This is a genomic window from Bacteroidota bacterium, assembly GCA_016720935.1.
Classification (GTDB): Bacteria; Bacteroidota; Bacteroidia; order AKYH767-A; family 2013-40CM-41-45; genus JADKJP01.
The window spans coordinates 186,422-210,841 of record JADKJP010000006.1; the positions used below are offsets into that span (position 1 = coordinate 186,422).

General features: G+C 41.3%; 17 protein-coding genes, 1 tRNA gene and 1 pseudogene. 7 read left to right on the forward strand and 12 right to left on the reverse strand.

Annotated elements, in window-relative coordinates:
- Window positions 1-108: 108 nt before the first annotated feature.
- From IPP86_09085 to IPP86_09110, 6 genes and pseudogenes are all read right to left on the reverse strand, one after another.
- Window positions 109-408: a hypothetical protein gene (locus IPP86_09085; GenBank protein MBL0138669.1), complete on the reverse strand. Its 300-nt coding sequence runs from the start codon at window positions 406-408 to the stop codon at window positions 109-111.
- 25 nt (window positions 409-433) lie between these two features.
- A pseudogene (locus tag IPP86_09090) lies at window positions 434-1,974 on the reverse strand (2,3-bisphosphoglycerate-independent phosphoglycerate mutase).
- Between the two features lie 238 nt (window positions 1,975-2,212).
- Entirely contained in the window at window positions 2,213-3,175 is a 963-nt protein-coding gene (locus IPP86_09095; GenBank protein ID MBL0138670.1) for a HAMP domain-containing histidine kinase, read from the reverse strand.
- Between the two features lie 36 nt (window positions 3,176-3,211).
- Complete coding sequence (locus IPP86_09100) at window positions 3,212-3,550, reverse strand: hypothetical protein (GenBank protein ID MBL0138671.1); 339 nt, start codon at window positions 3,548-3,550, stop codon at window positions 3,212-3,214.
- Between the two features lie 101 nt (window positions 3,551-3,651).
- Complete coding sequence (locus IPP86_09105) at window positions 3,652-9,450, reverse strand: PKD domain-containing protein (GenBank protein MBL0138672.1); 5,799 nt, start codon at window positions 9,448-9,450, stop codon at window positions 3,652-3,654.
- 70 nt (window positions 9,451-9,520) lie between these two features.
- Window positions 9,521-10,051 (reverse strand): hypothetical protein, encoded by a 531-nt coding sequence (locus IPP86_09110; GenBank protein ID MBL0138673.1) that lies wholly within the window; start codon window positions 10,049-10,051, stop codon window positions 9,521-9,523.
- A 303-nt stretch (window positions 10,052-10,354) separates the two neighbouring features.
- Between IPP86_09110 and IPP86_09115 the strand changes: the two genes are divergently transcribed.
- Complete coding sequence (locus IPP86_09115; protein MBL0138674.1) at window positions 10,355-11,812, forward strand: hypothetical protein; 1,458 nt, start codon at window positions 10,355-10,357, stop codon at window positions 11,810-11,812.
- A 143-nt stretch (window positions 11,813-11,955) separates the two neighbouring features.
- Here IPP86_09115 and IPP86_09120 read toward each other — a convergent pair whose 3' ends face one another.
- On the reverse strand, window positions 11,956-12,366 hold the full coding sequence (locus tag IPP86_09120) for a response regulator (protein MBL0138675.1): 411 nt from the start codon (window positions 12,364-12,366) through the stop codon (window positions 11,956-11,958).
- A gap of 27 nt (window positions 12,367-12,393) precedes the next feature.
- Window positions 12,394-12,469: transfer RNA gene (locus IPP86_09125), tRNA-Phe, on the reverse strand.
- A gap of 138 nt (window positions 12,470-12,607) precedes the next feature.
- Between IPP86_09125 and IPP86_09130 the strand changes: the two genes are divergently transcribed.
- From IPP86_09130 to IPP86_09140, 3 genes are all read left to right on the forward strand, one after another.
- Window positions 12,608-13,336 (forward strand): type III pantothenate kinase, encoded by a 729-nt coding sequence (locus IPP86_09130; GenBank protein ID MBL0138676.1) that lies wholly within the window; start codon window positions 12,608-12,610, stop codon window positions 13,334-13,336.
- Entirely contained in the window at window positions 13,320-14,816 is a 1,497-nt protein-coding gene (locus IPP86_09135) for a hypothetical protein (GenBank protein MBL0138677.1), read from the forward strand. The genes IPP86_09130 and IPP86_09135 overlap by 17 nt, the downstream gene beginning before the upstream one ends.
- 94 nt (window positions 14,817-14,910) lie before the next feature.
- Window positions 14,911-15,942, forward strand: coding sequence for a COX15/CtaA family protein (locus IPP86_09140; protein MBL0138678.1), 1,032 nt, complete (start codon window positions 14,911-14,913; stop codon window positions 15,940-15,942).
- A gap of 16 nt (window positions 15,943-15,958) precedes the next feature.
- Here IPP86_09140 and IPP86_09145 read toward each other — a convergent pair whose 3' ends face one another.
- From IPP86_09145 to mutY, 4 genes are all read right to left on the reverse strand, one after another.
- On the reverse strand, window positions 15,959-16,765 hold the full coding sequence (locus IPP86_09145; protein ID MBL0138679.1) for a hypothetical protein: 807 nt from the start codon (window positions 16,763-16,765) through the stop codon (window positions 15,959-15,961).
- Between the two features lie 108 nt (window positions 16,766-16,873).
- On the reverse strand, window positions 16,874-18,820 hold the full coding sequence (gene gldD, locus IPP86_09150; protein ID MBL0138680.1) for a gliding motility lipoprotein GldD: 1,947 nt from the start codon (window positions 18,818-18,820) through the stop codon (window positions 16,874-16,876).
- Between the two features lie 88 nt (window positions 18,821-18,908).
- Window positions 18,909-19,331 (reverse strand): single-stranded DNA-binding protein, encoded by a 423-nt coding sequence (gene ssb, locus IPP86_09155; protein ID MBL0138681.1) that lies wholly within the window; start codon window positions 19,329-19,331, stop codon window positions 18,909-18,911.
- A 320-nt stretch (window positions 19,332-19,651) separates the two neighbouring features.
- Complete coding sequence (mutY, locus tag IPP86_09160; protein MBL0138682.1) at window positions 19,652-20,710, reverse strand: A/G-specific adenine glycosylase; 1,059 nt, start codon at window positions 20,708-20,710, stop codon at window positions 19,652-19,654.
- Window positions 20,711-21,212: 502 nt separating this feature from the next.
- Between mutY and IPP86_09165 the strand changes: the two genes are divergently transcribed.
- The 3 genes from IPP86_09165 to IPP86_09175 all read left to right on the forward strand — a co-directional run bounded on the left by IPP86_09165 (window position 21,213) and on the right by IPP86_09175 (window position 24,229).
- Window positions 21,213-21,527 (forward strand): integration host factor subunit beta, encoded by a 315-nt coding sequence (locus tag IPP86_09165; GenBank protein ID MBL0138683.1) that lies wholly within the window; start codon window positions 21,213-21,215, stop codon window positions 21,525-21,527.
- 6 nt (window positions 21,528-21,533) lie between these two features.
- Window positions 21,534-22,355, forward strand: a complete 822-nt coding sequence (locus IPP86_09170; GenBank protein MBL0138684.1) for a tetratricopeptide repeat protein — start codon at window positions 21,534-21,536, stop codon at window positions 22,353-22,355.
- 311 nt (window positions 22,356-22,666) lie between these two features.
- On the forward strand, window positions 22,667-24,229 hold the full coding sequence (locus IPP86_09175; protein ID MBL0138685.1) for an Rne/Rng family ribonuclease: 1,563 nt from the start codon (window positions 22,667-22,669) through the stop codon (window positions 24,227-24,229).
- The last annotated feature ends 191 nt before the right edge of the window (window positions 24,230-24,420 follow it).

Genomic DNA, 24,420 nt, shown 5'->3' on the forward strand with positions numbered 1-24,420 from the left:
TCGGGATTAAATATTTATGTGAATGATTTTTCAAAGGTATGTCAAATCAGGATAGTTTTAAAAATGCGGACAAAATATTGTCACCCGATAAAATAAACCTGGTCCGTGTTACCACAATCTAAAGAACGCGAATAGTCTCCTTTTTCCGAGATAGGAAAGGTTTGATTCATGACGGTATGCTTCCTTTTCAAAAATAATATTCCTGTATGCTTTGTGGTGATTTCTATAGCGAATGAGATTGATCAAATAATTCCCCAGGTACAAAAAATAGAAGGGAAGCACCAGCAATTCCAATTGTTGACGGATGTGTATCTTTTCATGATTCAGAAGTACGGCGTCTGCCCTGAATCGCTGATCAATCAGAATAAAGGGAAAAATTGTAATTCCCGCACGTCGCATGCGGCGCATAAAGATGAGTATCAATTTCCGGAAATTAAATAGTCGCTGTTTTTTTCTCTCCTACAAGAACTTTGCCGGTCATTTCTTCAGGAATGTTCAGGCCCATCATGGTCAGGATGGTTGGTGCCAGATCCGACAAACGACCATCACTGATATTTCGGAAATCTTTATCAATGAGAAACAATGGAACTGGATTCGTAGTGTGGGCTGTATTCGGAGAGCCATCTTCATTGATCATATAATCCGCGTTTCCATGATCCGCTGTGATCAGAAATGAATATCCATTCTTTTGTCCTGTTTCAACGACACGTTTCACACAGGCGTCAACAGTTTCAACAGCTTTGACAACGGCATTGAAATCACCCGTATGGCCAACCATGTCGGCATTCGCGAAATTCAGACATACAAAATCCGGTGTGCCTTTTTCAAGCTCTGCGCAAATCGCATCAGTCACTGCTTTCGCGCTCATTTCAGGTTGAAGATCATAGGTGGCTACTTTGGGCGATGGAATCATAATCCTGTTTTCACCTGTGAAAGGTTCTTCACGTCCTCCGGAGAAAAAGAAAGTAACGTGTGGGTATTTTTCTGTTTCAGCGATACGAATCTGCGCTTTCCCTGCGTTCGCTACAATTTCGCCGAGAGTATTTTTTAAATTGTCTTTGTCGTAAATGATTTTTACATTCTGGAAAGTGTCATCATAATTCGTCATTGTCACATAGTAAAGATCCATCCTGTGCATGTTATGTTCATGGAAATCTTTTTGAGTGAGAGCGATCGTAATTTCTCTGCATCGGTCCGTTCTGAAATTAAAGCAAAGCACAGCGTCGCCCGGTTCAATTTTTGCCAGCGGATTTTTCTGTTCATCGACAATCACTATTGGTTTGATAAACTCATCCGTAACTCCTGCCGCATATGATTCCTGTATGGCAGCAGCAGCATCGGTTGAAGCATGGCCTTTTCCATTGACAAGTAAATCATACGCCGATAGAATTCTTTCCCACCGTTTATCTCTATCCATTGCATAATACCTGCCAACCACCGAAGCAATTTTACCCGTTGATTTAGCAAAATGCTGACTCAATTCATTGATAAATCCGAGCCCACTTTTTGGATCCGTATCACGACCATCCATGAATGCATGAATGAAGGTATTGTCAACATGATTCGCTTTTGCGATATCACACAAAGCTTTAAGATGATTAATATGCGAATGCACACCGCCATCAGAAACCAAACCAATCAGATGGAGTTTCTTATTGTTTTTCTTTACATAACTGAGCATGTCCAGAAGGACAGGGGTGTGTGTAATGACTTATCCTTGACAGCAAGATTTACTTTGACCAGGTCCTGGTATACAACTCGACCTGCGCCAATATTCAGGTGTCCGACTTCTGAGTTTCCCATTTGTCCATCAGGGAGCCCGACATTTTCTCCAGAAGTGAGCAGTTCTGAATTCGGAACAGTTGCAAACAATGAATTAATAAAAGGAGTTTGCGCTTTGTAAATCGCATTAGCATTTGTATGAGGACCTTTTCCCCAACCGTCCATGATGATGAGCACTACCTTTTTTTTCATTTGAAAACAGATAAGGTGAACAATTCTAAACCCAACTCAGAGGAAAAATTCCTCAGAGGCCTACAGAGTGCAAATTTACGAAAATCAGATGGGAAGTACCGGTTCCGGAAATATGATTTATGACATTTCCATTTTAAATGACGGATTCAGCTGTCTACCGGGAGTTGTTGCCGGGTTTTTGGTCGTATTCGAAGGCGTGGACGAAATCAGCAAAAGAGGTATTCAGGGTAAAATTAACTCAGGAATAAGCCGGAAATTGGATACAAAATATTGTTCCATTTGGCTTATTATCGTACACGGAAATCTGTCCATTATGCCCCTGAGCAATGTATTTGACAATAAATAAACCCAGGCCGGTTCCTTTAGTTTTGCGGGTCTCTTCGTTTCCCAGCCTGTAAAATTTTTTGAAGATTTTGTCTTTTTCAGAATCCGGGATACCCGGGCCTTTATCAAGAATACACAGGACTATTTTTTTACCATCCCTTTTCAAATCAATTCCCAAAGGTATTTCCTTAGGAGAGTATTTCCACGCATTCTCGATAAGGTTGGAGATCATGAGAATCAATGCATTTTTATCTCCTTGAATGTGCAATCCTTCTTCAATATGTGTTTCAAATTTTGGAGGATCGGGTACATTTTGCAGTTTTTGAACATGCAATCGCATCAGAGCGGAAAGGTTCATGTCTTCCATTGCAAAAGAATAACCGTTGTGGTCAATCAGATTTGCAAGCAGAGCATTTTCAACAAGGTTGTTTAGTCTTTCCGTGTCATTAATCGCGCTGTTGATAAATGATTTTTCCTTTTCCTTTTCAAGATCGTGACGGAGAATAGTCTGTAAGTATAATTTGATGGAAGCAAGTGGAGATTTAAATTCATGAGTAATGGAAAGAAGAAAGTTTTTTTGCTGGCGGGCCAATGCCATTTCTTTACGAATGGATCGGGCAGTAAGAATGCTTCCCCATGTTAGCAATGCCAGAAATACACTGCCCTCTCCAATCACCATCCAGCGCCGCTGGGTATTTTTCTTTTCAAGATCGGCAATAGCTTCCCTGGATTCTTCCGGAGTTCGGGCTTTCAATTGAACGTTTTCAATCTTGTGCTCATATACTTCGTTGTTCAGATCAACGAGGAGATATGCCCACCAGCAAAATTGAAAGAGGACATAAAAAGCAAGAATGGAGAGAATAAAAAAGGGCCGCATATGCAGCCCTAAATTAATATTTATTTCCTGAAATCCTTATTCCGGAATTGATGAGTTTTCATCGTTTTCATCAAATTTCCGGATCGACATGAATTTCCTTTTGTTGCCAATGCTGTAACTTACAAGGGCCTTGCTTTTGATAAATTCTTTCGGCCGGTCTGAAGGGTCTTTTTCCGCAGGAACTTCGGAAATGTTCAGGTTTACAATTTGTTTATTATCAAATGCTGAAACAATTGAACGTTTTTCGTCACTCAGGTGGACTTTAAATCTCTTTTCATCAATCCAGACTTCCTCGAAAATAAGTTCATCCGAAGATTTCTTTGTTTCCACCTGGATCTGATATACCACTTCTGTTCCATCGGCAGTTAAAAGCATTTTTTCATTGTTGCTTTTAGTACCTTGAAGTATCTGTATTTGAAAAATGTTCTGTAGATGTACGTTGTAAGTACGATCAATGTCATAGGCGGTGCTTGAATTTATTCCTGGTAATCGTACTGTAACTTACTGCCATCAACCTGTTTCAGAATCTGCCAATGGCCGTTCTCATCCATTTTTTCAAGAATATAATATTCAACACCTTGTTCCCATCCTTTGTAAGGAGTCCATTCCAGGTGAACTTGTCTGCCTTCGTTCATTTCACCTTTCAGGAGAACAGTAGAAGTAATCGGACTTAAATCTTCTGTGATATCACAGGTGTTGATGACCAGGATTTTGTAGAAGTAATGATTGTTTTGTACATCGACACCGTAATCCGCGTAATCTGTTTGCACAGACGGAACTGTTGCGACATAACTGAAATTCGTATTGTCGGTTGAACGATAGATATCAAATTGAGCCACCTTTTCCGGATGAACAACCGGTTCTTTCCATTCAGTAAGTACAAATTGATTATCGACAACCGTTGACCTTACCACATCCACAATCTGATTAGCAAGTGTATTTAACGGAATAGTCATAGATGTATCGCTATAGGAGATATAGGATGTTCCACATAAATCCGTTGCTTTGATTCTGTATGAATATGGATGAGGACAATCAAAAGTTGTATCGGTATAGGTCAATGAATCCGGCGGTACCGTTGCCAGGTACTGGGGCGCTTCACCACTTTCGTAGCGATAGATTTCATAGCTGCTCACCGGACAACCGCTGTAAGGTGTCCAGGAAACAAAGATGTCCTGTCCCTGACGTTGAGAAGAAACATTGATGGTAGTATGGGCTGTCAGTTGATCCAGAGGAATCGTATTTCCACAGATATCAAGAGCCTGCACTTTATAAGTATATGTGTTTCGAAGTGTATTCAATCCTGAATCAACAAAAGTATTTTCCAGAGCAAAGCCTGTATTTTGAATATTGGTTTCTGTATAGATTGATTCATAATACTGTGTATTCTGATTCAGTCGATACAAAACATAAGAAGCCAGATCAATTGCCGGATTATTTTCCCATTTGATTTCTACAGTTGTATTAGAAGTAACGGATACACTGTAAATTTTTGTTTCCTGTGGAGGAAGTGTGTCCAGTACATGAATCATTGCTGGGAATGAAATTGAATCACTGCAACCATTAGTATTCACAACAACAAGACTGACCGTGTAAAAGCCCGGTGTCTGATATGTAACGGTTGGCTGTGCATCCGTGGAGGTCTGACCATCGCCAAAATCCCAGTGATAATTAGAGCCGTTTACATTGGTTGTATAGTTGAAAAAGTTCACCTGGAACGGAGCACAACCCATGGTCGCGCCCGCTGTGAATGACACAACCGGTGAAGGAAGTACATTGAAAGGCTGATTGTTGACGAAAGTATCTTTGCAACCAAAAGCATTGGATGCTATCAATTGAACCTGGAAAATTCCGTCATCAAGGAACAGGTGAGTAGGTTGTTGCGCGGAAGATGTATCGCCATCACCAAAATTCCAGTTCCAGCTCGTACTGCCTGTTGAAGTATTGACAAATGTCGCGGTGAATGGCTGGCAACCACTGATATTACCGGTGGTGTATTGAGCATCCGGAGTAGGATGCACTATTATTTTTTGTGGCAGTTCATAATAAGAGCTGCAACCGGCTGTATCTTTTGTTACAAGTGAAACGGTAAATGTTCCTGTATCCTGGAAGGTGTGTCCCGGGTGTTGTGCATATTCTGCATATCCGTCACCAAAACTCCAGTTCCATTCTACCGCATCCTGGCTATGATCGGTGAATTGAACATCGAATGGAGCGCATCCTTCAAAAACGTTCGCGCTGAAATTTGTTATTGGTCCAAGTACACGAATGTAATCCGGCATGTGTAAAGTGTCCTGACAACCGGCATTACTGCCGACAATCAGGGACACGGAATACAATCCGGGATTGTTGTAAATATGCGAAGGGTTGCTGTTGGTAGAAGTTGTGCTGTCGCCAAAGTCCCACAAATACGTATCTGCATCAACAGATAAATCAGTAAAGTTTACCAGTGAAGGAGCACAGGCATAACGGTCAGGTGTAACAAATCCTGCCATTGGCTCACGTGCATGAATCATTGCCGGCATATGCAGAGTGTCGGTACAGCCGCCGTAAAAAGGACTAGCCTGCACAACGAGGGTTACATCGTAATCACCCGCTTGTGTGAATTCGTGATCAGGAGATAATTCGGTGGATGTTGTACCATCACCAAAATCCCAGAAGTAATTTGAAGAAGACAAAGAACTGTTGTTGAAATGAACCGTCATTGGGATACAACCTGTATCCAATGAGGCATCAAATCGGGCAAGAAGTGGAGATGGTGGCGGGCTATAAGCTGTATCCCTGCAACCATTCACGTCCACAATTGCCAGGGAAATGACCAAGCCTGAGTAGTCATTAAACGTGTATAATGGATTTTGCACGTTGGATGAGTCACCGGTTCCGAAATCCCAGGACCAACTGACAGCATTCGCGCTCAAGTCTGTGAACTGAATATCGAATGGCAAGCAAATACTATTCCCGCTGACCGAGAAATCAGCATACGCTGTATCAACACGGATGTATTGCGGATAAGTGAGCGTACTCGAGCAATTGCCTCTGAAGATTGTTAATGAGACGTCGAAATGTCCGGGATCAAGGTAACTGTGAATCGGATTTTCAAGGGAGGAAATTGTTCCGTCGCCAAAATCCCACAAATAGGAATCCGCATTTGCCGATTGATTGACAAACTGAATATTGATTCCATTACAACCCTGACGACCTGTAGTTGTTGTAAATGCAACAGAAGGAAGGCTGACTGTAATCGGTGGATTTACCTGGAAGGATTGTGTGCAACCTGCCTGGTCAGTAACCGTGAGTGTTGCAGTGAAGATTCCTTCCTGAGAATAGACGTGTTTGGGTGTTTGTTGTGTAGATGTTGTTCCGTCTCCAAAATCCCACAGATAGGAAGCATAATTCTGTAAACTTGTATAAAAGTCTACTGTATCCATACCGCAAATTTCAGTTTCACTGGCGAGCAGTGGACTGATGAAATTGGAGTAAATACTTGTTGATATAGCGCTGGAACAACCCATTGTATCTGTCACGGTTTGTGTGATGATATAATTTGGCATTCCACTGTTATATACATGTGTAGGACTGGATAAAGAAGAAGTGTCACCGTCACCGAATTCCCATTCCCAGAATACGGCATTCTGGGAAGTATCCACAAAGGTTACTTCCGTATTGCTGCAACTCGCGGTTTGAGTGACGATAAACCCCGCCCGGGGCCCGGCGACTCGAACAATGCTGTCCATCTGAAAGACCTGGACGATGCCCAATGTGTCAGTGGTTGTCAGAACAACCGTATAGATCCCCGCATTTTCGTATGTGTGATTTGGAAACTGACTTGATGAAGTATCTCCATCACCAAAGTCCCAGTGCCACACAACAGAACCCGGTATCACATTGGTGAAATTGACGGTCAATGGAGCACAACCCTGTTGTACCTCCGGAATTCCGGGGTTACCTGAAGGAACCGGTGTTGTATCCGGTGTTCCAAAATTGAAAGGTGGCGGATCATAATATAATGTACACAAACCATTCGAGATGGTAAGTGTTACATTGTAATTTCCATTTAGCTGATAAATGTGGAATGGATCCTGCAGTGTTGATGTTGTGCTGTCACCGAAATCCCACAACCAGGAAGTTGCGCCAAGTGAATTCGCATAAAATTGTACCGGCATAGGGAAAGTAGTTCCCTGTGGTACTCCATAGAAATGTGCTCCGAATGGCGCGAAATAAACGCTATTGCTTTGCATCGTTGAATAGGTACAACCATCGGCGGTTGTGATCGACAGCGATACGCTGTGATATCCCGGAGTAGCAAATACGTGATCAGGATTTTGATCTGTTGAAGTCGTACCATCACCAAAATCCCAGAACCATGAAACGGCATTCAGGGATGTATCGGTGAATGTTGCTTCGTACGGAGGACAAATGGTTTCTGAATGTGTGAATCCTGCATAGCCCCCACGTACATCAAATGTTCCGAAGGTATTGATAGTTTGAACACATCCGCCTCCCGCAGAAGTTGTCGTGAGAGATACAGTATAGAAACCGGGTGTTGAATAAGTATGTACAGGATTTTGCGATGTAGATGTAGTTCCGTCTCCGAAATTCCATAGCCATGAATTAGCACCAACTGTCGCGTCAGTAAATTGAGTTGTCAATGGCGCACAACCTACCATGGTTGGTGGTGGAATATAATTCGCTGCAGGGTTAGCGGTACGGATATAGGATACTTTTCTTAAAGTATCTGAACATCCAAGTGAATCGGTGACAATCAATGTCACATCAAAATTTCCTGTGCCGTTATAAGTATGGGATGGGTTTTGTTGAGTTGAAGTGTTTCCATCTCCAAAATCCCAATGATACGTGAGTCCTGTTCCCGGAGAAAAAGCGGTAAATGCAACATCCAGAGGAGGGCAGCCAATTCTTGGAGTCGCGGTAAACATAGCTTCCGTAGAAGTTACTTTTACGATACCACGGTATACAATGCTTTTAATACATCCGGTAGCGCTCCAGCATTTAAGGGTTACGTCGAATGTACCACTGTTGGTATATGTATGTGTTGGATTGATTGACATGGAATTGGTGCCATCACCAAAAAACCACTGACAACCGACAAAATTTTGTGATGTGTTTGTGAATTGTACGGACAAAGGTCCGCAACCAACACTATTTGTATAAATAAAACTGGCAGTTGGTTTTACACCGGCTACAATCAGGTTTGGTTTTCTGACTGTATCTGTGCAGCCGGTACTTGTAGTTACGATGAGTGTCACCGTATAGACACCGGCATTAGTATATGTATGACTTGGAGATAGTGAAGTCGAAGTTGTTCCATCTCCAAAATCCCAGAGATTGGAAACTGTGTTTGCATTCAGGTTTGTGAAATTCACAATAATCGGTGCGCAACCGCTGTCTTCATCAACTGAGAAATTGGCCCAGTTTGAAACACCTACGTTAATCTGGGTTGGACTGTCAGCAGTATCCCGGCAACCAAATGAATTCGTCACCATCAGAGAGACATTGTATTGCCCCGGCGATGTATAGGTATGCGATGGATTTTGTGCTGAAGAAGTGTTACCATCGCCAAATGTCCAGGTCCATGAAGTAATATTGCTTCCGGCGTTACTGAATTGAAAGGAGGTGGATGGATCGCAGCTGGCGGTTGTATTGGCAATAATACTCGCGTCAGGTTTTGGGAAAATGGTGATGTATTGATTTCGAATACGTACATCCTGACAACCGAAGGTATTCGTGGCGATCAGGGTAACTGTAAAACTACCCGATAGACTGTAGGAGTGTGTAGGATTTGTTTGAGTGGATGTTGTTCCGTCACCAAAGTCCCACAGATAAGTAGCCGCTCCTGTTGAGCTATTCGTAAATGTATAAGAGTTGTTGTCAAGACAGGATGAAACCTGTGAAGAAGAGAAGTGAGCTGCCGGTTTTCCAATTACAGTGATGTAATTGGTATAAGTAGCAGTATCTGAATTTCCGGCAGCATCGTAAGCAATTAAAGAAATTGTATACGATCCGGGAGTAGAATATAAGTTAGTTGGATTCGCGAGTGTGGAAGTGTTTCCATTTCCCAGGTCCCAATAAAATGAAACAGCTCCTGTTGAAGTGCTCGTAAACTGAACACTCAACGGGGTGCAACCGCTGGTCTGATCCGCTGAAAAGGAAGCGGTAGGCGCAGCAGATACCGAAAGCCCTATTCCTGTAAGGAGCAGGACCAGAATCCTTGTCAGGATCGGTACTTTTGTTCGTTTTATTCGCGTATTGGTTCCCATAATTGAAAAAAATTAATCCACATCTCATTTAAGGTCTCCGTCCCGTAAACCGGAGACCGGTGGTTCAGGCTTATTTTACCTGAACCATCCGGTTACTTTTATCCATGAATAGCGGACTACTTTCAGGAGAAACGACAGTTTTTGGTTCAGCCTGGGCGACCAGATTACCTTCGTTATTGATTTGTTTAATGCGGTATTGAACAGTTCCAGTTACAGGTTTGCTGTCAACCCAACTATAAAGGAGTTCAAGGGGTGATCCGATACCTTCTTTTAAACCAACCGGTTCGTATTCTACGCCATCAACAGATCTTTCAATTACATAAATGCAATCGTCAGAATTTGATTTAGCGACCCAATTGATATAAACCTTACCGGAATTAAATACCATGGTCTCTTTTACAAATTCCAGTTTGCCTGTTTCTTTACCAGCTTTTGCCGGTTCCTGAGCGAATGCGCTCACCGCAGCAAATACTAATACATAAAGAAGCACGAGTTCCAACGCATATACAAAGAAGCGGTTGGATGTCGCTTTCTCCTTTATGGAACGCATTGCATCTGTGGTTTGCACTCCATTAATTGTTTTTGAGATAGAAGTTTTCATTTTTGAAAGGGTTTTATGCTTTGAACAATATATACTGGAAGCACCCTTTGTAGTTAAGTCAATAATTGCAGCTTCTTACATCTGTAAGATTTTCTCCTTTTTGTGTTAAAAATTCTGCAGGGATTATTGGTAAAACTTTGTTTTTTATCTGAAAACACGAATTTTGGCCAAATAGGACTCTTTTCTTGAATGAAATATCTGCTCAAACTCTTTTTGCGAAAATTTCAAGAGACTGTATCCAAAAAAAATGAATGCTCGTTAGACTGCTCAGATAATCCTTACTAACAACCTTACGAGATTCTCATGGATACACTTAACAAGACCATTAAAAAGCTAAATGAAGGTGAATACCAGGAACTGCTTTCTGCTGTTGCCGGTAGAAAAAACAACAAACCTTACCTGGTTCTTGAAGCGGCGCGCAAAGAGAATTATGACGAAACGCAAATGATGGACCTTCTTGGAGTAAATCCAAGTACGTACTATACTTTAAAGTCTCGTCTGAATGAGCGCATCGCTCAATACCTTTCAAAAAATGTTAAGAATCCGATCAGCGCGTTAAAAGATAAGGTGGCTATGGTTCCGGCAATGCTTTTCAGCAACGACCGTGAAGTGGCAATCCGTGCATTAAAGAATCTTGAAAAACAATTGATCGAATACGATCTTTCAAATGAATTGATCGTTGTCTATAAAGTACTGGCTCGTCTCAGTATGTACAATGGCGACTTCGACTATTATGAAAAAGAATACAACCGTCATGTCGCATATTCTCTCGCGGTTGTAAAAGCTGAGGATTTGTTTTATGATTTCGTGAAACGTGCAGGAAACTATCAGCTGACACGTGATGAGCGGGATCTTGAAGCTGTGCAGGCGAGTCTTCGTGAGTTGACAAACATCTCTGAACTGTATCACGGCCACCGTTTGTTTATACTGTACAATATTGTTCGCATCTACTATCTCTGCCTTTTCACTTCACGATCAGAAAATCTGAAAGCGCTCGAACTGGAAGTAGACGGAATCCTTCAGCAGATTAAAAAGAACTTCGAGAAATTTGAACTCGATACATTCTATCAAAGCATCCGTTTCATGGTAGATTATCTCTACTTTGAATATTATCAGAAAACCGGTAATGCCGTTCGTGCGGATCATTATTACAAAATCATCAACAAAGACGTACCTGAAATTGCATTCAAACCAATCTTCAGTTTTTATGTCACTCAATTCCTTCAGTCAAAAATTGAAAGATTCATGGAGTCCGGAAATATCGCGGAGTTGAATGATCTCAATGCTGAACTGGAACCAAATTTTGATGTGGATCCGAATGAGCCTTACCCATACATTTCATTCCGTCGTTTCCTCGCTGTTTGTAAATTCTATGAAGGAGATTATTCCGGTGCAGCGCGTACAATGAATAGCCTCAGAAACGAATTGAGTATGAAGAGGTATTTATTCACGGATGTTGAATACAAACTTTTCCAGGCACTTCAGTATTGTTTCATGGGCGAAGATGGTTTGTGCAGCCAGTTGCTCCAGAGTGTGAAACGTCAGATTACAGAAGATGAAAAATTATATGAGCCTGCAACCATCTTCATCAAAATGCTGAAAACTGCCATTAAGCCGGAGGAATTCCGTAAAAAAGTTAAAAAACTCACTGAGATTTATGAGGCATTCCGCCAGGCAAATGTGGGTAACAAAAGAATGCTGTGGTATGTCAAACTGGATGAAACCCTCATTCGCAGAATGGCAAATCCGATCAAGGATTAATAAGTTTTTAAAATATAAAAAAAGCAAAGCCGGTAGATTTTTCTTCCGGCTTTGCTTTTTTTTTGTTTCAGTACAATAGTCGTCAAGGAAAAGGTCAAAAAAAAACCTGTCTGATTCAGACAGGTTTTTAAAATTTATATCCTTTAGAAATTGATGGCGTCGAGGTATTTTTCGTTCAGGGGTTTGTTGACATATTTTACAACATGAGGATTTGTGCTTGCTCTGTTGATGTCTTCCGGACTGATGGAAGAAGAGAGCACGATCACTTTGCAAAATTTGCGGATGGTGTCATCAAGCTTTTCGTACTCGGCTAAAAATCCAAAACCATCCATCACCGGCATGTTAAGGTCCAGAAAAATAACCTGTGGTAAAACCTGTGGATTGGTGGTATTATCCTTCAGAAACTGAAGCGCTGATTCAGCTGAATTTTTAACGACTACCTGTTTTGAAAACTGGTTCGTGGTGATCATCCGCTCATTGATAAAATTATCAATGTCGTTATCGTCAATCAGCAGTACCCGTTCAAATTTATACGGTTGATCAGGACTTTTCATGTTTGCTTTTGACTTTTGAGTATAAAGTGGTGGTGATGAGTGGAATCGAACCACTGACACAAGGATTTTCAGTCCTTTGCTCTACCAACTGAGCTACATCACCAGCAAAGGCGCTGCGAAGCGTGCGCAAAAGTAGAAAAAAAAACACTCCTCCAAAATAAATTATTAATTCCGGACCTTACCGGCTAAGGAGATGGAATTCATTGCAATAATATACCTTGCGGAATAAATCAGCTGATCAATGTACCTGACCATTGATATGGGAAATACGGCAACGAAACTTGTTCTTTTTGAACGGGATGTGCTTGTTTATAGCAAGATTATAAAAGCACTTTCAGTCCCTGAGATCCGGCGAATTGTGAAACGATTTGAACCAAGGGCCACCATTCTTTCAACCGTAATCAAGACTCCTGAGCCAATTATGCAGGTTCTGAAAATGCAAAAACGTTTTGTACAGCTTTCAGCGAATACCCGCTTGCCTATAAAAAACAAGTACGAAACACCAAAAACACTCGGAAAGGACAGACTGGCCGGGGTCATTGGAGCCGCCGCTCTTTTTCCTGGGAGAAATGTCCTTGTGATCGATGCAGGCACTTGTATTAAGTATGATTTCATTAATTCTAAAAAGGAATATTTTGGAGGGGCAATTTCCCCGGGACTGAATATGCGGTATCTGGCATTGCATCAATTTACTGATCAGCTTCCTTTGTTGGTTCCGGAATCAAAACCTCAATTTGTAGGAAGAAATACCAGGGATGCAATCCGTTCAGGGGTAGAAACAGGAATAGCGAATGAGATAGCGGGTTTTATTCAGTTATACCGCAAACAATATAAATCCCTGAAATTGGTTATTACCGGAGGCGATGCCTCTCGTTTTGTCAGGACGCTAAATTTACCCATCTTTGCCGCCCCGGATTTGGTGAACATCGGGCTAAAAGAAATATTGAAATTCCATGATGCTAAGGAGTAGGTCGTTTTGTTTTTTATTGTTCGTCGGTCTTTTCCTGCTTAGTTTTCAGGCAATCCAGGCTCAAAATGCTTCCAGTTCTCCCTATTCCCGCTTCGGAATCGGAGATCTTCAGTTTAATGGATTAGCAAGAAATAACGGAATGGGAGGAATCGCCCAGGGTCTGCAACACCAATACTATCTGAACCTGGGTAATCCGGCTTCATTTTCTGCCATTAGCATGACCACTTATGAAGTGGGAATGAATTTAACACTCAATCAATTTGAAACTTCTTCCATTAAACAACAAAGTCATACAACATCGCTTGGTTATTTCGCATTTGGATTTCCGGTAAAATCAAAAAAGTGGGGACTTGGTTTCGGATTATTACCTTATTCAAATGTTGGATATTCAATTACGGATAAGCGGACAAATGTTCTGAACTCCATTGAGCTCCATACTTACAAAGGTTCAGGTGGATTGAATCAATTCTTTTTTGCAAATGGATTTTCTCTATCAAAGAAATTATCAGCAGGTTTCACAGCTTCATATTTATTTGGAGTGTTGGAACAGAACAGAACTGTTGAATTTGAAGACCCGACTTATTTTAACACACAGTTGACCAATTCAACTGCAGTAGGTTGGTTTCATTTTAATCTCGGACTTCAATACACAATGGATAGCTTGCGTATTTCGCCGAGTGATTCAATTAAAATGTTTGACCACCTGCTGGAAGTCTCCAGGGATTCAATGTGTGAATTGAACCATTTGCGTAAAAACACAAGCGACAGTCTTATCAGAACAGATTGTGAACGGAAAATTTCCGAGATGACAGTTCAGAATAAAAACACGGCGAAGCTTCGTTCAAATGTTGTTCACCGTCATGACAAAGGGGACTGGGGGCTCACCTTCGGAGTAACAGTTGCGCCTTCCGCATCATTACGTGCAAGAAATTCTACCCTGGCTTATAACTTCAAGTATTTTGATTACACGACCAAAGATCAGGTCCTTGTTCGTGATACAGTTCTGAATACTGAAGGTGAAAAAGGAACGATTAAATTGCCTTTGAGTCTTGGAGTTGGAATCGCCGCAAAAAAGGGAAATCAATGGTTGATTGGCGCCGACTTTAATCTTCAAAACTGGAAAGACTATTCTGCATTTGGACAGAATGATTCGCTCTCCGACAGTTGGAGGGTAGGAGCAGGTGTTCAGTTTACGCCGAATGATCGCGCACTGAAATCCTATTTGAAAGTAGTGCAATACCGAATCGGTGTACATTACGCGCAGACATTTTTACAGCTCAATCAAACCCAATTAAATGAAACAGGAGTTTCTCTCGGACTTGGATTTCCGATTCGTCGTGCCGGTACTACTGTTCAATTCTCCGCCGAGGCAGGAAGCAGAGGGACTACCGAAAATAATCTGATCCGTGAAAAATATATTCGGTTTACTCTCGGCTTTACTCTGAATGACCGCTGGTTTCTCAAACCGAAATACGATTAATTCACACGTTTGTAAAAGAACTGTCCGCAGATTGAGCCGATAAAATCCTGTTCTGAAACATTCTTCCTCCCGGATTGTTATTTTCTGCGAATTCATGATTGAAAATTCAAAACGACGTATTGTTATCTGGCTTTTCTCCGGATGCTTCCTGATCTTCGCGATGGTCGTCATTGGCGGTATAACCCGCCTCACAGGTTCGGGACTTTCCATTACGGAATGGAATGTGATCATGGGCGCAATTCCTCCCTTAAACGATGCTGAATGGCAGGAGGCATTTCAGAAGTATCAGCAGATTCCTCAGTTCCAGAAAATCAATTCGCATTTTGTGCTGGATGATTTCAAAGCGATTTTCCTCTGGGAATATCTGCACCGTCTCATCGGCAGATTAATTGGCGTTGTTTTCATCATTCCCTTTTTATGGTTCCTGATAAAAAAGCAAATGGACAAGCCAATGATTCGAAAGGCTTTGTTCCTCTTTGCGCTGGGTGGACTTCAGGGATTTCTGGGATGGTTTATGGTGAAGAGCGGACTCACGGAAAGAACGAGTGTCAGCCATATCCGTCTGGCGATTCATTTGATGGCCGCATTTATCACTTTTGGATTCACATTCTGGTATGCTCTGGAATTGATTTATCCGCGTACAGTAAAGGCGCCGAATAGCGATAGAAAATTAATTGGAATCGTATTCGGATTGATTATTGTTCAAATTGTTTATGGCGCCTTTGTTGCAGGATTACATGCAGGGAAAATGTACAATACCTGGCCGTTGATGGATGGACAACTTGTCCCGACAGGAATTTTAAGCGCAAATTCCTTTGTGGATAACATCACCGGCAACCAGGTGATGGTTCAGTTCCTTCACAGAACATTTGCTTTTATAATATTTTTCTCAGTGATTTATCTGTGGTTCACTTACCGCAAAAAAATGTTGTCAAAAATTCAAAACAGGAGTTTGAATTTTCTTTTAGCCGCGGTTTTTATCCAGGTCATCCTCGGAATATTAACTTTGCTTACACAGGTTGAAATAACTCTTGCTTCACTGCACCAGATCGGCGCTTTCTTTTTATTCAGCGCTACGATTTTCCTGCTGTATCAATTTCGTACAACAGAAAAAAATCCCGGATAATTATTCTCCGGGTGATTTACAATGCGATCTGAAATCCGATGTCTGCCAGCCATTCAAGACAAAAGAAATGGTGATTGGCTCTTGCGTCATCTACAGTAAGTACATTGGTATAATTCGCGAAGGTTCCTTTGAAACCTGTTTCAAAGAAAAGATGTTTCCTGTATTCATATCTAAGGCTCCCCTCAACACCGAAAATATATCCGGCAACGTGATAGTAATTGTTTTGCCTTTTGCCAAACAAACTTACATCACTCTGTGGGATAACAATACCAAGACCTGGTTTTACAACACCTTGCAGTCGGTGCGATCCTGATTTACTGGCAAGGAACTGATGACGTTTTAACAAAGAAATCATTAAAAAATTTGCTCCATTTGTATGTTCAAATTTTAGAAAACGGACACCAAGTACCGTGTCCTTATCGACATATTCACCTCTGATGTTTCCTTCTACATGAGCAGTCTGATTCTGGATCATGATATATTTGGCATGATCAAACGAAAGTTCCAGGCCCAGGCTTTTATCTTTCCTGAAATAATATCCAAAACGATAAACGTACTGCGGAATGGAAAGATCGACATCAAAAATGTGGTCCAGTTTCGGAAGGTCTTTTGCCCTAACATCTTTAACGGTGAATGAATAGTTGTCAGCACCCTTGCTTTCAAAATGCAAATCACTTTTTGAAAACCAGTCCTTATTGTATCCCCAGGAAAAATAAAAAGAACCTTTTTCCTTTTTTGGTTTTTCCGGAAGAGGAGCATTTTGTGCAAGGAGAATAGTTCCTGACAGACTAAACAGAAGTGCAAGAGCAGTAATAAATCGCATGATGGAATTAATTTGGTGGCAAATGTAAACAACAAAACTTTATGACAATTCAAATTAAGTGATTGCCGCTAAGGATTTGAAGCTGGGTGGCAAAAATCGGAATACCGTTTATTTCCAGCGAAAGCTTGCAACCATGTGGTCGATGTCCGCAGAAAGAAATTCGTTCACCGGAGCCAGAGAATCGGGGTTTGGAATGGCATAAAAATAAAGAGAACCACGAAGAAAATGATTGGTGCTGTCGGTCAGGTAAAACTGTACGGAGGAAGCGGCACTGCCTTTTACATGATAAATATTGCCGAACACCCTGTTGTCCTGATCCGCGATTGCCTGCTCTTCGATTCCGGATGCCTTAGGGATGTGTTTGAATGAAAGAGACCTGCTATCTTCAATAAATTTTTCCAGATCGCCATGAACGGGTTTATAGCTTAAATAAACGGTAGCTCTGAACTGAGGATACTCAATATTCATCCAGCATGGTTCAGCGCGTGGTGACGGATCCTTTGTTACCTCAGAGTAGGAAGGAATCTCAAAGCGAAAAGGGCAGGAGGAAGGATTAAATTCTTTGTAGGTTTTTTCAGGAAGTTCAATACGGAAATATCCTCTGGGTTTTGGAACATAATCCTGATCGCATGAGCTGAGACTCAAAATAAACATGAGAGGGAAGAGAATAATCAGTCCTAAATGATTTCCTTCTTCATTGCTCTTTTCACGAAGATCAGGCAATGTGATTTTTACTCTTTTGATTCTTTTTCTGTCGGCAGACTCTATGGTGAATAAGATTCCTTCATGAGAAAACACTTCGTTACGGAATGGAATACTGCCTTTCTTTTCAAGAATGAATCCGGCAAGCGTTTCTACATCGGCATCGCCGGTATCAAATATCTCTCTGTCAAGTTCAGTGACTCGACATAGATCATTCAGAAGAGTTTTTCCTTCAAAAACGTAATTCTGCTCATCCAGTTTGGAGTAAAAAACTTCATCATCGTCAAATTCATCATTGATTTCACCAACAATTTCTTCCAGTACATCCTCCATGGTCGCTATTCCTGATGTACCGCCGTATTCATCCACGACTATAGCAAGGTGGATTTTCTTTTCCTGGAATTCCTGCAGCAGATCGTTGATCTTTTTACTTTCTGGTACAAAATATGCCGGACGGACGAGTTTTAGCCAGTTGAAGCCTGCATCATCCTGTTTGTCAAGATAAGGCAGCAGATCTTTTATGTAAAGCACACCGATAACTGTGTCAAATGATCCTTCAAAGACAGGTACACGTGAATACTTGTTCTCAACAATAATCGGAAAGATTTCAGGAAAGGTCAGGTCTTTGTCAAATGCAACAACATCCATCCTGGATTTCATAATCTGCCGCACATCAATATTTCCAAATCGTGCGATTCCTTTCAGAATTTTCTTTTCATCATCCGGAGTGTTCTTATCGGTGGTAACATCAATCGCATGCGTAAGTTCATCCATGGACACATCATAGCCTTTGTGGATCATTCTTTTGTCGACAATCGAAGTTGAAAATACCAGGAAACTACTGATAGGTCTCAGGATTTTATCTACCACAAAAACAGGGATAGCGCTGTATTGCGAAAAGGAAAGAGCGTTTTGAGTCGCGTAAACTTTAGGCATTACCTCACAAAACAGGACGATCACAAATGTTACAGCGACAACCTGGATCAAAAAACCGACAGTTTCATGATGCGTGAAGTTGAAAATCTGTGAAATCATCAGCGATGAAATCACAACAATGGCAATGTTGATGAAGTTTACTGTTATCAGCAATGTGGCAAGAAGTCGTTTGGGTTTCTCCAGCAAACGATACACAATACGCGAGGCACTGCTTTCGGCTTCTTTGAGGGTAAAAAGTTGTACCGGGTTGATTGCAAAAAATGCTGTTTCAGCGCCGGAAAAGAATCCTGAAAGTAAAAGCAGGGAAGCAAGTACAATGGATTCAATGATAAACCCGATCGATAGGGTAAAGGAAGGATTAAGATAGGAAGGCGAATCCTGCAAAAGTATCAGCAAAGGGCAACTACCAGGGTCCACAGTTTTTTTGAAGTTAAGAAATGGAGGAAATTACTAATCCGGGCGTAAAGCTACAAAAAAGCTTTACGCCCGAAAATAGTCATTCAGATCAGAATGGCAGATCGTCGGAAGGGACAGCGGTTGGAAGTGGGGTTTCGTTGGCTGCCGGCTCAGGAACTTTGCCTTCAGACTCATTACCGCGCTGGCCTCCGCCAAGCATCGTCATGTTGTCCGCGATAATTTCCGTGAACCATTTCTTGTTATTCTCCTCACCATAGCTCCGGGTTCGGATTTTCCCTTCGATGTATAATTTATTGCCTTTGCGGACCCACTTTTCAGCAACTTCCGCAAGTCCTCGCCAGAGAACAATGTTATGCCATTCAGTAGTTTCTACTTTCTGGCCTTCTTTGTTTTTATATGTTTCACTGGTCGCCAGTGGAAACCTTGCAACCGGAACGCCACCTTCAAGGTACCTTACTTCAGGGTCCTTGCCGACATTTCCAATTAAAATCACTTTGTTTACTCCGCTCATGGGATTTGTTTTTTTTAGTTAGAGATTCTTGAATTAATATATTTGGATTACCATGGTCTGAACCGGGATTCATTTTCCAAAATGAAATAGCTTCAATAAAGGAATGAATGAATTTAGTCCGACAAAGATAAGTCCTGTAATGCCTGCATAAAAACTGTTAAAGCAGGTTTCTTTTTTACCCTTAATTCATGAGAATTATTCATCCAGAAAAAGAGTAATATATTCTATAAAGATAAGTAAAAAAAATGAAAATCAGTTGGGCTTTTTCAGAGGGAAAATTGAACTTTCTGTATCACTTTTGATCAGTGAAAAGTTTCGGTTCACAATAACTCACATTCTTCGAGATATTTTTCTGTCAGTCTTGGAACAGCGTATTTATGCATGGTTCCGGAATTTACTTTTTTCCATTCTTTTAGAGGCTTGAAAGTTTTCCCCTTTTGTGGACGAAGCTGAATGAACCTTGCATAGATTGTCTGATGACTCAATAAATGTTTTTTTTCGGAACTGATACTTTCTATAAGCACCGGGTGTTTAGAAGACCACTCTTTCCACTCTTTTGATTTGAAGAAACCGGTTTCGGAGGTTTTTTTTGTTAATTCCAGCAATGGAAAATCATAAAGATGAATCCAGATATCTTTCTCCGAACGTTTGTGCAGGTAAAAGGAATTTCCCTCTTTGATGACAAGGTAATTGAAGAAACGTTTCCTTACTTTTTGTTTTTTATCTTTTACGGGAAGGTTTGAAACTTCATTGTTTTCAAATGCAAAACAGGATGTTTGCAATGGACAGGAGTTGCAGTCAGGATTCATGGGTTTGCATTGCTTTGACCCAAACTCCATAATTGCCTGATTGAAATCATGAGGCGGCAATTTTTGCATCAGATCAAAAGCAATCTTCCTGAATTCTTTTTTTGCATTTCCGGAATCTATCGGTGTGCGTATACCAAAATACCGGCTGAGTAAACGAAACACATTTCCATCCACGACAGGCTCTTTCTGGTCGAATGCAAATGAAGCAATGGCGGCAGCGGTGTAGTCGCCGATTCCTTTCAGTGTTCGAAGTTCATTGAAATCCGCCGGGAATTTCCCATTGTATTTTTCAACAATCATTGCGGCTGTGGCATGGAGATTTCTCGCTCTTGAATAATATCCCAGTCCCTGCCAGAGCTTGAGAACTTCATCCTGCGGAGCCCTGGCAAGCGAATAAACTGTAGGGTATTTCCCGGTAAAACGGAGGTAATAATTCAACCCTTGCTCAACCCTGGTTTGTTGCAAAATAATTTCGCTGAGCCAGATGAAATATGGATCGCGTGTATTTCTCCAGGGAAGATCACGCTTATTTTTTTTATACCAACTGAGCAGTGCCCTCCCGAATGTCATTCTGTGCTGTATTGAATATTCTGGTGGTTAAAACTTTCCGGCTTGTGTACAGGATTGAATTCATTCATTTAGCAGGTTTCTATGTGATCAACCGGCTAATTCAGTATCTGATTTTGAATGGTTACGAAGGTAAGATAGTTCTACAGGATCTTTACCCCGGAGGATCCCCATTCAGAATTCCATTCATTGAGTCACTGGTTTTTAGGCACATTAATGCCATGATCAGATAAATAGCATCAAATTTGCCGTTTACCTCTCTTGCGAAAATAGCTCAAAAATCAACTTTTTGGAAATTCCGAATAGGGTCAAAAATAATTGTTGATATTTTTTCTTTGGGAAAAATTCATGAAAAGCCTTGAAATTAATGCTTTTAAGCAGGATTCGGTTGGAATCTTGAAGGATTTGATCAAACTTCAGAAAAAATTGATTTTTAAGGTTTTTCTATTTCACTTGAACGCTTATCTTTGCCGCCCTAATATTCAATACATTAATACTCAAAGAAATGACAAAAGCAGAATTAGTTGCCGAAATCTCGACTAAGACCGGAATCGAAAAAACTGTTGCATTGCAAGCTGTTGAAGCAGCCATGAAAGTGATCAAGAACACTATGGCAGATGGAGAAAATGTTTACCTGCGTGGATTCGGTTCTTTTATTGTTAAAAAGAGAGCACAGAAATTAGGCCGTATTATTTCCAAGAACACAACAATCATCATCCCTGAGCATAACATCCCGGCTTTCAAACCGGCCAAGACCTTCGCTAACAAAGTGAAGAATGCTAAAATCAAAAAGAATCAGACAACAGAGGCTATCGATTAATTTGTGATGCGAATCGGTAACAAGCAAGTGTTGTTCGTCGCCGGTGCGATTCTCCTCTCTGCGATACTTTATTTTGCTCCGCGTGAGCAAAAATCTGTTGGAGAAAAGGCAAATGCAAGCCCTTCTGCATTCTCCTTCGAAGGTCTGTTGACTCAGGCGAAAAACCAATTGAAACGCCAGGAGCTTGAACCCATCAGGCAGGTAGAGGCATCTTTATCTAAGGATAGCACTAATCTGGTATTGCTTGATTCACTGGGGAAACTTTGGGATATTGCACAGTTTCCGGTAGTATCTTCTCATTATTTTGAGCAGATTGCATTGCTGAAACCGGGTGAAAAGAACTGGATAAATGCTGCCTACAGATACTTCGATGCTTTTAAAACAACAGGCGATAGTACACTGCGGAGTATTATGGTTGGAAAAGCTATCGAAAGCTATAACAAGGTTCTCGAACTGAATCCCGGAAACCTGGATGCTAAAACTGACCTTGGCGTCTGTTATACTGAAAGCAACGGTAATCCAATGCAGGGAATCCTGATGCTGCGTGAAGTGGTGAAAGAAAATCCTGAACACGAAAATGCTCAGTTTAATCTTGGAATTTTGTCGGTCCGCTCCGGACAAATGGAAAAAGCAGCGGAGCGTTTTGAAAAAGTTCTGAGCATCAACCCAAAAAGAGTGGAAGCCCGTTATATTCTGGGCCAAACTTATATGAAACTCGGAAATAATGAGAAAGCCCTTCTCAATCTTGAACAGGTGAAAAAGGAAAGCTCAGATCCGCAACTTATTGAAGAAGTAAATAGTTTAATTAGTCAAATCAATAACCACTAAACACTTTAACCATGCCAAGCGGTAAGAAAAGAAAAAGACATAAGATGGCGACGCACAAGCGTAAGAAGCGTCTTAGAAAGAACAGACATAAAAAGAAAAACCGGTAAGGCGTGGGCATCTTCGGATGCCCTCCCCTTTTTCCGTTTGTGCAAGCAGAATATTTATAAATCTGCAAATTGGCTTTTCGAATCACATTTCGTGGCTTGCGATGCGTCGCCTGCTGTAATTGCTCCAATTGTGCACAATCCTGTTCTGTGTTTTTCACATCTCCGTTATGATGGTGGGATGAGGTGTTTCAAAACATCTTTTTTTTGAACAACGAATTAGTAATCAATTCAACAGCCGGCGAAGTAACGATCGCGATGCTTGAAGACAAGCGCCTGGTTGAATTAAACAGTGAAAAGAAAGATCAGGGTTTCCAGGTCGGAGATATTTATCTCGGACGTGTGAAAAAGCTGATCCAGAGTCTGAATGCCGCTTTCGTGGATGTAGGTCACGAGAAGGATGCCTTTTTGCATTATCTGGACCTCGGCCCTCAGGTACAATCTCTGAATAAACTCATCAAGCTTACCACTACCGGAAAAGCTCCGGACCCTTTGCTGACCAATTTTCAGCTCGAAGCTGATATTAATAAAGGTGGTAAAATAACTCAGGTACTGTCACCCAATCAATGGGTACTCGTTCAGGTTGCCAAAGAACCTATTTCATCCAAAGGCCCGAGGATTACTTCCGAACTTTCCCTTGCAGGAAGGTTTGTAGTACTCGTGCCATTTTCTGAAATGGTATCGATTTCACAGAAAATTAAAAGCGCCGAAGAAAGACAAAGACTAAAAAGGCTGGCCATGAGTATCAAGCCAAAAGGCTTTGGACTCATCGTCAGAACAGTTGCTGAAGGTAAAAAGGTGGCAGAACTGGACAAAGATATCCAGGATCTCGTTGCCAAATGGAAGACAACATTTGACTTACTCATCACTTCCAAGCCTCCCACAAAAATCCTTGGTGAGCTGAACCGTACTTCAACCATTCTTCGTGACCTGTTAAATCCAAATTTCGCCAGCATTCATGTGAACGATGCTGCTTTGGCCGAGGAAATAAAATCCTATATCAACGGGATCGCTCCGGAACAGACCGATATCGTTAAATTATACAAAGGCAAGCTCCCGATTTTCGAACACTTCGGAATTGATAAACAAATCAAATCCAGTTTTGGAAAAACGGTAACCATGGCCAATGGTTCCTACCTGATTGTTGAACATACGGAAGCGATGCATGTCATCGATGTCAATAGTGGAGGACGTGTAAAATCCGATGGTGATTCCAGTCAGGAACACAACGCCCTGCAGGTAAACATGGATGCGGCCGTGGAAGTAGCGCGCTTGTTACGTATGCGTGATATGGGCGGAATTATTGTGGTCGATTTTATCGACATGCACAATCCTTTAAACCGGAAAGCGCTGTTTGAAAAACTGCGTACGGAAATGAAACGCGACCGTGCGAAACACACGATCCTTCCTCCAAGTAAATTCGGACTCATCCAGATCACACGTCAGCGTGTAAGACCGGAAACAAATATTGTTACCGTTGAGAAATGCCCTGCATGCGATGGTACCGGTGAAATCAAGGCGAGTATCCTGCTCATGGATGAAATAGAAAATAACCTGAGGTATTTCGTTCAGGAACAAAATGAGAAGCAACTGACACTTTTTGTACATCCTTATATTGAAGCTTACCTGAACAAAGGTCTGTTCTATTCTTCAGTCACACACAAATGGAGAAAGAAATACAAAGTGAAATTGAAAGTTGCCGCGAATAATGCTTATCATATCATGGAATATCATTATTTCAACAAAAACGAAGAAGAAATAAAAATTTGATTCTCCTCTCACAACTTCATTTTTCAACTCTGTGTTAATTTTATTAAGAAAATACTGAGGATTTTTGCGCTATTGATTTATCAAAATTGACCTCCGGTAAGATTAGGATTATGTTTACCTGTCCTCTTCCGGGAATCATATAGGAATAGTTTGGTTTTAAGAGTATCTTTTTTAGATTCGCAAATCAAACT